Source organism: Chromobacterium sp. CCUG 76385 (assembly GCF_059916625.1).
In genome coordinates this window covers 41,808-55,815 of sequence record NZ_JAUCGU010000025.1, presented here as the reverse complement: position 1 = coordinate 55,815, position 14,008 = coordinate 41,808, and the positions used below count along the sequence as shown (strand labels likewise).

Below are 14,008 nucleotides of genomic sequence, written 5' to 3'. Positions count from 1 at the left end.
AGCAGATACAACCTGTGCATTGTTTGCAGGAAGCGGTGGGGAGAGGCTACCAACTTACAATTGGGACATAGCCTTTTATATCGCTGAGAACCTAAGCGTAGTGAATCCATCAGGAGCAGATCGCGCGACAGCATAAGGCGGAAGGCTTCTTCGACAGCGGTGTCACTCCCTGGGGGGGCTCCGCAGGCTAACGTCAGCGTTCTGGGGGTGACTTCGAAGGAGCGGATAGGGCTGGCATCGCCATCCGGACCGATGGCCAAGAAATAATCGACGAGCCGTTTCTCCCAGGCATCAAAAGTATGAGGTAAGTCCAAAGTAATTCATCCCGGTTGCAACCCGATGCTCCTCAGTCGTTCTAACTGTCAGTTATTTCTGCGATGCGAGTCGACGAAACCAACGATTGTCATCAATGTACTTACATCAGAACGGCCAAGCTTTGCACGTCCATCCTCGGGCACAACAAAGCCGGCGATGTTGTGACCTCTACAAGGAAAACTGGTGCCGAATGATTGCATGAAGCCAGCCTCAGATTCATGCCATCTGCTTACGCATGATAACAGTGATGTTGTAACGAGTGAACGAGAACGAACAGACCAAAATGGTTGATACAGTTTCTACCGAAGTGCGGAGTAAAGTGATGGGTAAGGTGCGAAGCAAGAACACCGAGCCTGAGCTCCTTGTACGCTCTGCATTGCATCAGCTGGGAATTCGGTTTCGTCTCCATCGCAAGGATCTGCCAGGCCAACCAGATATTGTCCTACCACGCCACCGACTTGCCATTTTTGTCCATGGATGCTTTTGGCACCGCCATCAAGGATGCAAGCATGCCTCGATGCCAAGTAGCAATGTTGCTTACTGGGAGTCCAAATTTGTGGCAAATGTCTCCCGTGACATTCGGAATCGCGCAGCCCTAGAACAGCAAGGCTGGTCTGTCATCGTGATCTGGGAATGCGAAGCAAGAGACGCTGGTTGTCTCCAAGGCATACTTGAGCGGCTTCCACTTAGGACTAAGTTGGATAGACAGTAAAGCGAGCCCGAGCAACTCTTGTATGTGTGTCAAAATATTGACGCCATTTCCCCTATCGGCTACCTTGATGCCATTTGGAGGTGTCAATGCGTGTAGTGGATCTCTTTGCCGGCTGCGGCGGGCTTAGCAAAGGCTTAGAAAATGCAGGCTGCGAGCTCACTCTGGCAGTGGAAAACTGGGAGGCTGCACGCAAAGTTTATGAAGAAAACTTTGACCACCCTGCGCTCGATCTTGATCTGAGTGGCGTCAAAGAAGCTACGAAAGTCATCGCAAAAGAGCGTCCTGACATGATCGTGGGCGGCCCTCCGTGCCAAGAGTTCTCCTTTGCAGGCAGCCGGGTGGAAGGCCCGCGAGCCCGACTGACTATCAATTTTGCTGAAATCATTGACTCGGTCAAACCGAAGTGGTTTGTGCTGGAGAATGTGCAGGGAATCCGGAATAGCGCAACCTGGATTGAAGCGCGAAAAATCTTGGAAGATGGGGGCTACGGCATTACCGAAAGTGTTCTCAATGCCGCGTACTTTGGTGTCCCACAGAAGCGGCACCGTTTCTTTGCGATCGGATGCCTCGGGGAAACCCACGATTTTCTTGTCGACCAACTGGAAGCCAAGCAATCGGAAGAGCCACTAACTGTCAGGCAGTATGTGGGTGATGAGTTTGGGATTGATTTCTATTATCGACACCCTAGAAACTGGGGGCGCCGTGGCGTGTTTTCCCTCGATGAAGCCTCCCCTACGATTCGTTCAACCAACCGAAATGTCCCTCCTGGGTACTCCCCTCATCCAGAAGATGCGGGCTCTCATCTTGAGGCAAGGGCTCTGACCACCGCAGAACGGGCAAGAGTGCAGACTTTTGAACGCACATTTACGTTTCTAGGCACGGACACAGCTCTGAACACTATGATTGCGAATGCAGTCCCAGTAAATCTGGCAGAACACATCGCGATCACTATCCTGCGCCATGAAAAGGAACAGGCTATGTACAGCGATTTAGCATTCCGCAAATGGCTAGCATCCTCGCAGCACTACACCCCTCGAACTGCCGGAAACATTGTCTCGCGGCTGAAGCGTGCTTCACGGATTTTACACACGGACAAGCTTTCTATCGATCCTTTGGATGTTATTCATGCACTCGAACGAAGTGGAGAATTTGTCAATCTGCCATCCAGCGTGAAATCACAAATAAAAAAGGCGATTCGGCTGCATGCGGAATTCCATCAAAGATAAGACTATTCAGGCAGTCTTGCAGGTGTATTCGTAATTGAGATCAATGTCGTAGCCTGCGCGAACGTTGAGACCGGTCCTGAGCAGGCATGCGGTCAGTCCGCCAACTCCACAGAAAAGGGAAATTGTCTCGCTGCGAAATATGATCATTAAGCAATCGTAGACGGTCCCTCATCCCTGCTTAGCATTGTCGAGCCGGCGTTTGTCCATCCATGCTAGCCAGCCAGCGCGATGAGCATGAGCATCGTGTAGTGCATGATGCCAAGGCCTATCAGATTGTGCGTGATAAGCGCTCACTGCTTGGTCGAAAACCGTCGTGTCGATCAACGGACGTAAGTCGAGCCAGCCTGACAGATTGGCCGGCCAAGGTCCACCAATCAACCCTCCCAAGACCTCGCGGTCAAACTGGCTATCACACGCGATCGTCACACTTCGTGGCAGGGTGGCGAACCAGGCACGTAGTCGGACGGCCAGGTCGAGGCGCTTGACTATCGCTCCTTCGATCTGGCCCAACAGGGGCCACACTGTCGAGCGCACGAAAGCATTGCAGCGATCGCGGTCGAAGTCTTGTAGTTCCGCGTAGAAAACGTGCTGACCGTCCTCGGACACCATACCGATGCTGATCGGCTCGCGGTCGGCGAAGTCGGCAAATTCGGTGTCGAGAAAAATCAACATACGTAACCTCCATCACCGATAGTCTTACATGGTCATGTTTCGGGGGAACCGTGCCATTTAAGGAAGCCTTGAACGTCTTGCCTAAAAAACAGATATATTGTGCCCCCATCCACCGTCGGCCCCGTCACCGGAATAACCCCTCGATTGATCAGTGCGCGCGCAGCGGATTTCCTGCCGTAGCCCGTCATCTCCTCAAGGGCCCGTCCCCAGACATAGCGCGACTTGAACCTATCCAGTGTAGCCTTGGGCAAGCTCAATCCTGCCGTTCTTTCCGGCGGGAGCAAGCCATGCAGAAATCCATGGTCACGCAGCCAATGCAGAGCATAGTCTTTTAGGCCTAGGTAACGGGCAGCAAGCTTCATCGTGAAGAATGGCTGTGTTTGCAGGCGAGCGGTAAACCAGGTCTCAAACTGCTGCTTATCGAGCAGCAAGCCCCTGATCCCATGGTGGCAGGGGTCTCGTGCGATGCAGTCGAGTTCGCCAGCCTGGATGGCGGTCAGCAGGGTAACAAGGTCGGCTCCATGGCGGCTTCTGGCGCGGCAAATCTTTTCCAGCGAGATCACGCTGCCACAATCGGGGGTCTCATGAATCTGGATGTTCAGCCCACCCAATAACCTATCAAGGTTGGACTTTTCGAATGCCCATTGGAGGCGACGTTCATTGCCCCCTTCCGGTTGATAAACTGCGGCGAGCAGTCCGACTTTAACGAATAGTCGTACGCGTGGGATGGTGGTCGCCAGGTATTCCGCAGCCTCAGCGAGTGTGAACAGCTTTCCCGCACAACCTTGCTTGAAGCGCAGGACCGACTGTCGGTCGATGACCAGAAACCTCAACTCTCCCTTGGATTGCTGATACCAGCCTTGTATGTGCCCTTGATTGACGAGGGTGATCAACTTCTTACGGGTAATACCAAGCATTTCCATGGCTTCTTTGGCTAGGATGGTCGGATGCTCGGCGGCAATGTCGTCTGCAAACCGATGCCGATCAGCGATGACTCCTTTCCAGTGCTCAGAAACAAACCGTTCGAATTCATGACGGACGAAATGAAGCTCCGGATGGCTGAGGGCACGATTGAGGGCAAGCAGCTGAGCGCCCACGAATCGGTACATGTGCAGCGCATGTGCTTGCGATTGGTCACACGAGTCCAGCATGAACGAATGAAAGGCCTGGGGCCAATGCGTGAGCATCTGGGCTGCACAATCGAGTACGGGAAATGCGACGGCAATACGATGGTGGTCCGGTACCTTGAGCGATTTCTTGAGCTCCCGGTAGCGGCCGTTGCAACCGAGAGCCCAAAGCAGATCGAGAAAACGTGGCAGGCGGACATCAGCCAACAATTGGGCCAAGCCGACCTCTACGGGGTGGGGAGGTTTGGAATTTGTATCGGAATTGGTTGCCTCGGCGAGTTTGATGCTGATCAGCTGGGCAATCTGTATCACGCTGTCGGATACGGCAGTGAGTGGGCCGACAGTAAGCGCCTGCCCACAACGACAGTGTGTCAGGCCTCCGCTGTACCACCCGACGGGCTGGTTGCATGACGGGCATTGTTCATGAAGTAGTCGTTGGTGATTTGGGCAGGCAACCTGCAGGGTGACCAGCCACTCGGCTTTCCAGCAACCGTCTTCCCGCAAGCAATCTGGGCACCACCGACGATGATCAAGGCTCCAGTAAGTAGACTTGATGCCAAGCTTCTTGTTGGGTTGAATCGGCAAGTCGGAGCTTGATGGGCCCCATAGGTTTTGTTGCAAATCTGGGCCGTGGCCGGTGGCCAGTTTTACAAACTCCTCAAAACTCTGTGCTGGCATGCCGATGTGCTTGCGGTAATTCTGCAGCCGCGGCAGTGACTGAAAATCATTGGCTGCCCCCAGGCGCAGCAGATAGCCGATCGCACTTTCGGATGGTTTCGGTAAGGGACGAATAGGAAGAAGCGGAATCATCACAATAACCCCCGCCAGTGCTACTAGCGGGGGCTCCTATGGTTAGATTGCTGAGGAGGCCATAGCGGAGAAGGCCGTCGTGGCGAAGAGCTCGTTCGCCTTGTTCAATTGCCGGCGAACAAATTTCTTATGGAACGGGTTCAACGCCCCCACGCCTTCAGCCCACAGGTTCTGGCGAAATGACTCCTCAAGCATCCAGTTTTCGACAGCTTTCTTCCCGTGCTCTAGACGGATCTCCATTGCGCCAATCAGCAGCTTGCTGAGGTAGCCTATCAGCCCATTCGTGGCGTAGAACAGCCGGTACAGCATATCCCCATCGTAGAGGCCGATTGGGGTGCCACCGTGGATTTCGCTATCAAACCAGCTGACCACTCCGGCGAAATCGGCCGCCGAGTCTTCGTCCTCGACCGAAAATGGTGTGAGATGATGCACACCATCCAAGCGCCGGCGCAGCTGCTCGTTGGTGCTCAGAAGAGCTTGCCCGTAGGGAAGCCCTGCAAGCACAACAGGGATCTCAATCTGGTTGAGCAGGGTTTTGAGCCACTCGGTCTCATTATTTGATCCGAAGCTGCGTTTGGTGGCACCGAGCAAGTGCTGTACCTCGTCCAGCATCAACAATTCGACTTTGAGTTTCTGCAGTGAGGAAATGACCCGGTCGGTCTTTTCATTGACGGTGCCTCGGTAAGCCATTGGGACTCCCATGGCCTTCAAGATATCCTCGGCTACGCTGCGTACGGTCGGTGAGGATTTGATCTCGACACGCAGTACGGGAATTCGCCGGAACTCGGTTTCCTCGATCTCCGGGAAGTAGCGGACGTACTCCTCCAGCACCGAGCTTTTGCCGGCCCCAGAAGGGCCAAGGATCATCAGGTGGCGGGGACGATTACCGGCAAGTGCCATCTTGTGAATCCTGATAATGCGCCGGTACGCTTCCTCAAAAGTAGGAAAGAGAAGGCGCTGCTTTTCGATGGCTTTGATCACGTCATATACATCTGCGGTGCCGGCGATCATGTCTGTGGTGGGGGCGATCATGGTTGACCTCCTTTTCCCAGAGGGTGGCTGCTCGTCTTGAATTGCCGTGGAGTCACGGGTGGCCGGGCCTGCTGAACGGCTTTTAGAGGTGCTGGTTCTGCATCTAGCGTTGCTGTCGGAGCCTGCTGAGAGTTGGTCCCAGACAATCTAGCTGCCCGTTTGCGGTTTTTGAGCTTCTTGCTGGCAAGCTGCTCTCCGATTACCTGACGAATCCGTTCTTTGGCTTGGGCACGCTTCAGGGGATCTGTTTCGGATAGACCAGCTTCGCGCAATTCCTGACAAATGAGCTGATGGACTTCCAGGCGCAGGCCAGAGGCGTAATCGAATTCGACTGCCGGTACTTTAATGGCTTCACCGGAGCCAGGATGGACAACGTAGATGTGGCCAAGGTCGGCTCGGTTGTAGCGAACCTGTACGGTTACCTTCTCGCCGTACTGATGGCGGATCGGATAGACCTCCCGGCTGTTGTAGCGTAGGTTGAACAGCTCGACACCGTAGTGCCAAAGTACCCGTTCTTCACCCTCGGTCAACGCAACATCCAGCACTTTCAAATCAGGTAACGCCGGCGGGTTGTCATGGATGCCGTCCTGCCACATCCCCAGCGGCGTACGCTTGAGGCCACGATGGAACTTGACCGAGTACACGTCGACAATCCAGATGTGCAGGGCATGCATCAGTTCGTCAAATGTGGCCACGGCGGTTTTCAGTGGGTTGTATCCATGCCGTTCCATCCAGTTGGCAAGGCTGGTCCCGGCCTGTGCATGCAGAAAGTTGCGAGAGATTGAGCCCAAGGCTCGCTCGATCATTCCTTTGAAGTAAGGCTTTCGCTTTGGGCAGAACTGCAGAATGATGCCCAGTTCGAAGCAAGCTTGCTCAAGGGCACGGCTATGAAATTCCAAGCCATTGTCGCAGACCAAAATCTGCATGAGTCCGAAGCAGGGCCAAGTGCCCTCGACGCGCGGATAGCGTTCGCTTACATAAGACTTTGGCAGAATGGCATTCCGTAGGCAGCCGAACACTGCTTCGGTACTAGGACCTCCGAAGCTGACGTAGATGCCGAGGATCATCCGGCTCTTGCGGTCGATGATGACAGTCAGCCACGGCCGGCCGAGTGGCATACCGGTTTTTTCGTCTACGACAAACAGATCTACCGGTGTGTGGTCGACTTCAGCAGCTTCCAGGATGAACTCGGCCTTGGGAGTAGCCAGGCTGGTACGAAAGCGTAGAGATGCTTCTTGCTTACCAAATTTGGCCACAGCTTGCTCGTAAGCTGGATACGCCAAAACAGCACGCCGCACAGTATGGTAACTTGGTAAGTTTAAGCACTCTCCACTTATGCGCAGCCGGTTCAACTTATCAATTTCGACTCGCAGCGCATCATGGAGGTCCACAATGCTGCATCCTGCAGCAACCAGATAGCGAGTTTCTATTAACTCGATCAGAGCCTCCTGCACCGCCATCGGAAAGCGGCATCCAAACCAGCCACGGGACTGAGGTTTTTCCAGCAAGGCAAGTGGGTGGCTATCATGCTTAAGCTTTAATTTGAACCATCGATAAAAAGATATCGCGCTTGGTACCTTGGGATCACCAAGCTTTCTAGCAATTTGCTCCAGGAGGGGTTTTAACTTAGCCGGAGTGAATACGATCTTCTCGGCCATACTCGAAAGTGCATCCAGGTAGCTTTTCCTCCTCATGGCATCATCTACCAAACGCTGAGGGCAACTGTACAACAATGTGACTGCAGGGAGTTTTGGCGTTTTGTCAGCGGAAAGGTTGGCAAGCGAATGCGATGTAATTCGCCCGGCAAGCCACATCTCGAGTAATTGCTCTTTAGTATGCTGAAATACCTCTAGCGAAGCTGTATCCTCTAGAGTCACTAAGTTACTATTCTTGATTACCCGGGAAACTGAGACCTCGCGCCGATCCAGCAAAAATGAGCTTCCTTTGTTAAAGCGCGTCGACGAAGACATAATTAGTCTCCTGCTTTTTCAATAAGATCATCGAATCCTTGGTAATAGGCTGGTCAAAATCACAACTCAATTCACCATGGGCTAAAAGTCGGAGAATGGAATCTGTTTTCCCCAGCTGCACTTCTAGTTCCCCCAAAGTAACTGGGGAGTGGTTGCCATGGAATGACATCAACAGTTGATATATTTCCCGTACCTCTCTGGGGAGGGGCTGGCGAAGAAAACGGTGCAACCTCTTCAGATTTTCCAACCTGTAGGGCGTGCGGATAGTCTCACTTGAAAGCACAATGAACTGGTGACCTTGCCGGTACATCGCTTCGCGGATGTACAGTAGCTTTTTTCGGACATCTGTCTTTGCCAGGGACCGGGCTGGCTTCACTTCGACGACCAAGGTACTGCCATCAATCAGAATGAAAGCGTAGTCCGGTGTGTAGCGGCGGATCTTGTTACCCATTGCATACTGAAGCCTGAAGGGTTGCTCCCTGATATCGATCACCTGTGGTGCAAACTCGCATATAAACAGGGTGTCTCGCTCAAGCAGCTGTTCGAATGGGATCATCCGTTTCGCTTTTACAGAAGGGAAAAGCCCACGAATGATCGTCCCTGTGGGTGCAACGACTTGGCGTGCAGGTGAATGAGCTTCTCTCTGCCGACCTGACCATGGGCCAGTGGCATATATTTGATTGGTCATGACTCTCTCCGGTTCGTAGGCGAGAGGACGTGGTCGTACCTCTCGACGCAACGAGTTCGCTTAAAAAAGGCAAACGGGAGCTTGACCTTGGGAGGCGAGGGAACGATACTTGGCTTGTCTAGGGCCTTTATGTATCGAGCTAGACTCGCATTCCTAAAGGATCAAGCGGGGGCGGGTGCGAGAGCACCCGCCCTCTCTTTTTTGCCAGCTTGGAAGATTTGACAAAGTCCTTATTCCGCTAACAGCCCTCCTTCTTCTTTGGCGCTTGGTGTTAAGTTTTATAGTAGCCACATTGGGCGTTTTTACAGGTGGAATATATTAGACGCTGTCGCGAATATTTCCAATTAAATTATGTCTATTTTTGCAGTTCGGATTAATTTCCAACGAAATAGTGGAATAAATAAATTAGAGTACTATATAAAAAGTCAGAAATTTAGACCTCGCCTTGCGAGCAGGCTTGGTTGGAATAGATTTCTAGTGGGAATGTTTCACGCATAAAAAAAGCCCCGACCTAGAAGTCGGAGCTTTTCCCAAACGAGCACTTGGTTTTTCACCTAGATGCTCAAAATTTTCACGAACTATGCAAACCTACACCAGTGTCTGGACCAAATCTTACTCCGGACGCATATGCGGGAACAAGATCACATCCCGAATAGAAGGCGCATCCGTCAACAACATCACCAAACGGTCGATGCCGATGCCACACCCGCCCGTCGGCGGCAGGCCGTATTCCATCGCGCGGATGTAGTCCGCATCGTAGTGCATCGCCTCGTCATCGCCCGCATCCTTCTGCGCCACCTGCGCCTGGAAGCGCGCGGCCTGGTCTTCCGGATCGTTCAACTCCGAGTAGCCGTTGGCGTGCTCGCGGCCCACGATGAACAGCTCGAACCGCTCGGTCAGGCCCGGCTGGGTGTCGGAGCCGCGCGCCAGCGGCGAAACTTCCACCGGGTAGTCGATGATGAAGGTCGGGTTCCACAGCAGCGATTCCGCGCATTCCTCGAACAGCGCCAGTTGCAGGCTGCCCAGGCCCGGCGCCGGGGGCAGCTTGCCGCCCAGGCGCTTGATCTCGCTGGCCACCCAGGCCGCGTCGGACAGCTGCGCGTCGGTGTATTGCGGGTTGTAGTGTTTGATCGCGCCCACGATGGTGAAGCGGTCGAACGGCTTGCCCAGGTCCACTTCCTTGCCTTGGTAGGTGACGGTGGTGGAGCCGCAGGAGACCAGCGCACACTCGCGGATGATGGTTTCGGTCATGTCCATCATGCGCTGGTAGTCGCTGTACGCTTCGTAGAACTCGATCATGGTGAACTCGGGGTTGTGGCGCGTGCTCATCCCCTCGTTGCGGAAGTTGCGGTTGATCTCGAACACGCGTTCCAGGCCGCCCACCACCAGGCGCTTCAGGTACAGCTCCGGGGCGATGCGCAGGTACAGAGGCATGTCCAGGGCGTTGTGGTGGGTGACAAACGGCTTGGCCGACGCGCCGCCCGGAATCGGGTGCATCATCGGGGTTTCCACTTCCAGGTAGCCTTCGCCCACCATCACGTCGCGCACCTTCTGGATGATCTTGGAGCGTTTGATGAAGGTGTCGCGGCTTTCCTCGCTCATGATCAGGTCGGCGTAGCGCTGGCGGTACTTTTGTTCCTGATCGGTCATGCCGTGGAATTTTTCCGGCAGCGGACGGATGTTCTTGGACAGCAGGCGCACTTCCGTGGCTTGCACGGTCAGTTCGCCGGTTTTGGTTTTGAACAGCACGCCCTTGACGGCGATGATGTCGCCCATGTCCCAGCGCTTGAAGTCGGCGTAGACGTCTTCGCCCACGTTGTCGCGGGAGATGAAGGCCTGGATGCGGCCGCTGACGTCCTGCATGGTGGCGAAGCTGGCTTTGCCCATCACACGTTTAAGCATCATGCGGCCGGCGACGGCGACTTCGATTTTCTCGGCTTCCAGCGCTTCGGCTTCTTTGCCGGCGTGGTCGTCTTGCAGCGGTTTGGCGAAGTGGCTGCGTTTGAAGTCGTTGGGGTAGGCGATGCCTTTTTCGCGGATCGCCTTCAGTTTCAGGCGGCGTTCCGCCATGATCTGGTTTTCGTCTTGGCTTTGCGCCGGTGCTTGTTCGTGATCAGACATGATGACTCCGTGCCGGGTTGGGGTCCTTCGGCAAAATACACTTTTGAAAAACGGCAAAAACCGGCCGCAAGCGGCCGGTCTATGGCGATTACACGCCTTGTTTCAGGCTGGCTTCGATGAAGCCGTCCAGGTCGCCATCCATGACGCCCTTGATGTTGCCCACTTCGTAACTGGTGCGCAAATCCTTGATGCGGGACTGGTCGAACACGTAGGAGCGGATCTGGTGGCCCCAGCCCACGTCGGTTTTGGTGTCTTCCAGCGCCTGCTTGGCTTCATTGCGCTTTTTCAGTTCCAGCTCGTACAGTTTGGCACGCAGCATCTGCCAGGCTTCGTCGCGGTTGCGGTGCTGGGAACGGTCGTTCTGGCACTGCACGACGATGCCGGTGGGAACGTGGGTCAGACGCACGGCCGAGTCGGTTTTGTTGATGTGCTGGCCGCCGGCGCCGGAGGCGCGGTAGGTATCGGTGCGCACGTCCGCCGGGTTGATGTCGATCTCGAAGCTGTCGTCCACTTCCGGGTAGACAAACACGGACGAGAACGAGGTGTGGCGGCGGGCGTTGGAGTCGAACGGCGACACGCGCACCAGGCGGTGCACGCCCACTTCGGTGCGCAACAGGCCAAAGGCGTATTCGCCTTCAATCTTCAGCGTGGCGCTGGTGATGCCGGCCACTTCGCCTTCGGACACTTCCAGCACGTCCACCTTGAAGCCTTTGCGTTCGGCGTAGCGGGTGTACATGCGCAGCAGCATGCCGGCCCAGTCCTGGGCTTCGGTGCCGCCGGCGCCGGCCTGGATGTCGATGAAGCAGTTGGCCGGGTCCATCGGGTCGTGGAACATGCGGCGGAATTCCATCTTCGCCACTTTTTCCTCCACGCCTACCAGATCATCCTGCACGGCGAGGATGGTGTCGTCGTCTTCCTCGCTCTTGCCCATTTCAAACAGTTCGCGGCTGTCCGCGATGGTGGCGTTGATGCTGTCCAGCACCAGCACCACGTCTTCCAGCTGCTTGCGTTCGCGGCCCAGATCCTGCGCTTTTTTCGGGTCGTTCCAGATATCCGGGTCTTCGGTCAGGCGGCTGACTTCTTCCAGACGGTCTTTTTTACCGTCGTAGTCAAAGATACCCCCGAATATCGGCGGCGCGGGCGGCCAGGTCTTCGATTTTGGCCGCAATTTGGTTCAAAACTTCAACTTCGATCATGCTTTCGCTCCAAATGGCAGTCTGTATTAGTAAATTCAAATGTGAATTTCTGGTTTGACCAAAGACAAAAAGCGCACCGAGTGGTGCGCTTCTCTTCAGTCAGGCCGGGAAATTAGCCAAACAGGTGAGCGATGGCTGCGCGCTCTTCTTCCAGTTCGGCCAGGGTCAGGTCCATCCGCTCGCGGCTGAACGCGTCGATCTCCAGGCCTTCAACACGTTTGTATTCGCCATTTTCGCATACAACCGGCACGCCGTACATCACGCCTTCCGGGATGCCGTAGGAGCCGTCGGACGGCACGCCCATGGTCACCCACTTGCCGTTGCTGCCCAGCACCCAGTCATGGATGTGGTCGATGGCGGCGTTGGCGGCGGAGGCGGCGGAGGACAGGCCGCGCGCTTCAATGATGGCGGCGCCGCGCTTGCCCACGGTGGGCAGGAATACGTCGCGGTTCCAGGCTTCATCGTTGATCATGGCCTTGACCGATTGGCCATCGATGGTGGCGAAGCGGTAGTCGGCATACATGGTGGGGGAGTGGTTGCCCCACACGGCCAGCTTTTCAATCGACGATACCGGCTTGCCGGTCTTGGCGGCGATCTGCGACAGCGCGCGATTGTGGTCAAGACGCAACATGGCGGTAAAGTTTTTCGGGTCCAGGTCCGGCGCGGACTTCATGGCGATCCAGGCATTGGTGTTGGCCGGGTTGCCCACCACCAGCACCTTGACGTCGCGGGCGGCGTGGTCGTTCAGCGCCTTGCCCTGCACGGTGAAGATGGCGCCGTTGGCTTCCAGCAGGTCCTTGCGCTCCATGCCCTTGCTGCGCGGGCGGGCGCCCACCAGCAGCGCGACCTTGACGTCCTTGAAGGCCACGTTCGGGTCGTCGGTGGCGACCATGCCGGCCAACAGCGGGAAGGCACAGTCTTCCAGCTCCATCATCACGCCCTTCAGCGCGGTTTGGGCCTGCGGCAGGTCCAGCAGGTGCAGAATGACCGGTTGATCCTTGCCCAGCATCTCGCCACTGGCAATGCGGAACAGCAGGCTGTAGCCGATCTGGCCGGCAGCGCCGGTAACGGCAACGCGAACGGGGGCTTTCATTGGCGGACTCTCCTTTGACGTATCCGATAATGAGCTGCAGATGTTGCTCTGCAGTATAGATGTGGCCAGAGTGTATCACGGCTGTTTATCGATTTGGACTAATCAGACAAGAATATGGCGTCAAACAGTCGTTTGAGTCTTATGTCTTATATAAGACATGCCTTTACGCTTGATTTGTTTGGTGTTAAAACACAAACCATGACAGTCAATGCGCTGAAAAGACAGCCGCTTTATGCCCAGGTCAAGCTGCTGCTGCAGCAGCGGATAGGCGCCGGGGAGTGGCAGACGCACGATGCGCTGCCCAGCGAATGGGAGCTGGCTGACGAGTTGGGCGCCAGCCAGGGCACGGTAAGAAAGGCATTGTCTGAGCTGGTGGACGCGGGTTTGCTGTATCGCCAGCAGGGGCGCGGCACCTATGTGGCGCCGGTGCCGGGCGACTGGGGCGATGACGCCAGGCTGGTGACGCCGGGTTTGTTCACGGAGCAGCCGGACGAGCTGGCGCGGGAGTTTTTGGGGCTGTCGCGGCTGAATGCCAGCGAAGATATCGCAGAAGCCTTGCAGTTGCGCCGTTTGGCGCCTTTATTGAGGATTCGTCAGCTGTGGCGTCGCCACGGCTCGCCGGTGGCGCTGGACGACGTGCTGCTGCCGGCGGAAGTGTTTGAAGGCATGGACGCGCGCTGGCTACGCGGTTCGGCCGGCGTGTACGGCACTTTGCAGCAGCGCTTCGGCGTGCGCATGAAGATTGTCAGCGAGCAGTTTCGCGCGGAAATGCTGCCGCGCGAGGAGGCCAGCCTGCTCGGCGTGACAGGCATGGTGGCCGACGTGCCGGCGCTGTGCCTGCTGCGCTTGTCGGCGGACATGGACGGCCGGCCCCTGGAGTGGCGGCAGCGTTACTGCCTGACGCACCAGCTGGCTTATACAGTGAAGCACGGCTGAGGCGCCGGCGCTTTGATTTGGATTAAACGGCGAGCGGGCAGCGTCCTAAGCCGACATTTGTTAGAATCCCCCGCGCATATCGCAAACGCATGGTTTGCGGCATGCCAGGT

The 14,008-nt window shown here is 55.8% G+C and carries 11 protein-coding genes; 3 read left to right on the top strand and 8 right to left on the bottom strand.

From position 1 onward, the window contains the following. The first annotated feature begins 598 nt into the window (after nt 1–598). The gene (locus QUG01_RS15180) at nt 599–1,027 is read left to right on the top strand and encodes a very short patch repair endonuclease (protein WP_500830858.1); all 429 of its coding nucleotides are present in this window, start codon (nt 599–601) and stop codon (nt 1,025–1,027) included. Nucleotides 1,028–1,113: 86 nt separating this feature from the next. Next, nucleotides 1,114–2,253 carry a DNA cytosine methyltransferase gene (locus QUG01_RS15175; protein ID WP_500830857.1) on the top strand — a complete coding sequence of 380 codons (1,140 nt, stop codon included), beginning with the start codon at nt 1,114–1,116 and terminating at the stop codon, nt 2,251–2,253. Nucleotides 2,254–2,421: 168 nt separating this feature from the next. Here the strand turns inward: QUG01_RS15175 and QUG01_RS15170 are convergent, their stop codons facing one another. From QUG01_RS15170 to QUG01_RS15135, 8 genes are all read right to left on the bottom strand, one after another. After that, a complete protein-coding gene (locus QUG01_RS15170; protein WP_500830856.1) occupies nt 2,422–2,925 on the bottom strand; it encodes a hypothetical protein in 504 nt (167 codons plus the stop codon). Nucleotides 2,926–2,957: 32 nt separating this feature from the next. Further along, complete coding sequence (locus QUG01_RS15165) at nt 2,958–4,862, bottom strand: TniQ family protein (protein ID WP_500830855.1); 1,905 nt, start codon at nt 4,860–4,862, stop codon at nt 2,958–2,960. Nucleotides 4,863–4,904: 42 nt separating this feature from the next. Continuing rightward, the gene (locus QUG01_RS15160; protein WP_500830854.1) at nt 4,905–5,894 is read right to left on the bottom strand and encodes a TniB family NTP-binding protein; all 990 of its coding nucleotides are present in this window, start codon (nt 5,892–5,894) and stop codon (nt 4,905–4,907) included. After that, complete coding sequence (locus QUG01_RS15155; protein ID WP_500830853.1) at nt 5,891–7,864, bottom strand: transposase; 1,974 nt, start codon at nt 7,862–7,864, stop codon at nt 5,891–5,893. The genes QUG01_RS15160 and QUG01_RS15155 overlap by 4 nt, the downstream gene beginning before the upstream one ends. Then, a complete protein-coding gene (locus QUG01_RS15150; RefSeq protein ID WP_500830852.1) occupies nt 7,842–8,552 on the bottom strand; it encodes a TnsA endonuclease N-terminal domain-containing protein in 711 nt (236 codons plus the stop codon). Before QUG01_RS15150 ends, QUG01_RS15155 begins: the two co-directional genes overlap by 23 nt. A 612-nt stretch (nt 8,553–9,164) precedes the next feature. Then, entirely contained in the window at nt 9,165–10,673 is a 1,509-nt protein-coding gene (gene lysS / locus QUG01_RS15145) for a lysine--tRNA ligase (RefSeq protein WP_500830851.1), read from the bottom strand. Nucleotides 10,674–10,761: 88 nt separating this feature from the next. Further along, a protein-coding gene (prfB, locus tag QUG01_RS15140; protein WP_500830850.1) for a peptide chain release factor 2 occupies nt 10,762–11,869 on the bottom strand; the annotation gives its coding sequence in 2 pieces (ribosomal slippage) (nt 10,762–11,784 and nt 11,786–11,869; 1,107 coding nt in all). 112 nt (nt 11,870–11,981) lie between these two features. Beyond that, nucleotides 11,982–12,962, bottom strand: a complete 981-nt coding sequence (locus QUG01_RS15135; RefSeq protein WP_103318177.1) for a malate dehydrogenase — start codon at nt 12,960–12,962, stop codon at nt 11,982–11,984. A gap of 198 nt (nt 12,963–13,160) precedes the next feature. On the opposite strand from QUG01_RS15135, the gene QUG01_RS15130 reads away from it, so the two are divergent. Then, nucleotides 13,161–13,898: a GntR family transcriptional regulator gene (locus QUG01_RS15130; RefSeq protein WP_500830849.1), complete on the top strand. Its 738-nt coding sequence runs from the start codon at nt 13,161–13,163 to the stop codon at nt 13,896–13,898. The last annotated feature ends 110 nt before the right edge of the window (nt 13,899–14,008 follow it).

Coding starts and splice junctions, on each gene's coding strand:
- QUG01_RS15180 (WP_500830858.1), top strand. CDS start 599: ATGGTTGATACAGTTTCTACCGAAGTGCGGAGTAAAGTGATGGGTAAG.
- QUG01_RS15175 (WP_500830857.1), top strand. CDS start 1,114: ATGCGTGTAGTGGATCTCTTTGCCGGCTGCGGCGGGCTTAGCAAAGGC.
- QUG01_RS15170 (WP_500830856.1), bottom strand. CDS start 2,925: ATGTTGATTTTTCTCGACACCGAATTTGCCGACTTCGCCGACCGCGAG.
- QUG01_RS15165 (WP_500830855.1), bottom strand. CDS start 4,862: ATGATTCCGCTTCTTCCTATTCGTCCCTTACCGAAACCATCCGAAAGT.
- QUG01_RS15160 (WP_500830854.1), bottom strand. CDS start 5,894: ATGATCGCCCCCACCACAGACATGATCGCCGGCACCGCAGATGTATAT.
- QUG01_RS15155 (WP_500830853.1), bottom strand. CDS start 7,864: ATGTCTTCGTCGACGCGCTTTAACAAAGGAAGCTCATTTTTGCTGGAT.
- QUG01_RS15150 (WP_500830852.1), bottom strand. CDS start 8,552: ATGACCAATCAAATATATGCCACTGGCCCATGGTCAGGTCGGCAGAGA.
- lysS (WP_500830851.1), bottom strand. CDS start 10,673: ATGTCTGATCACGAACAAGCACCGGCGCAAAGCCAAGACGAAAACCAG.
- QUG01_RS15135 (WP_103318177.1), bottom strand. CDS start 12,962: ATGAAAGCCCCCGTTCGCGTTGCCGTTACCGGCGCTGCCGGCCAGATC.
- QUG01_RS15130 (WP_500830849.1), top strand. CDS start 13,161: ATGACAGTCAATGCGCTGAAAAGACAGCCGCTTTATGCCCAGGTCAAG.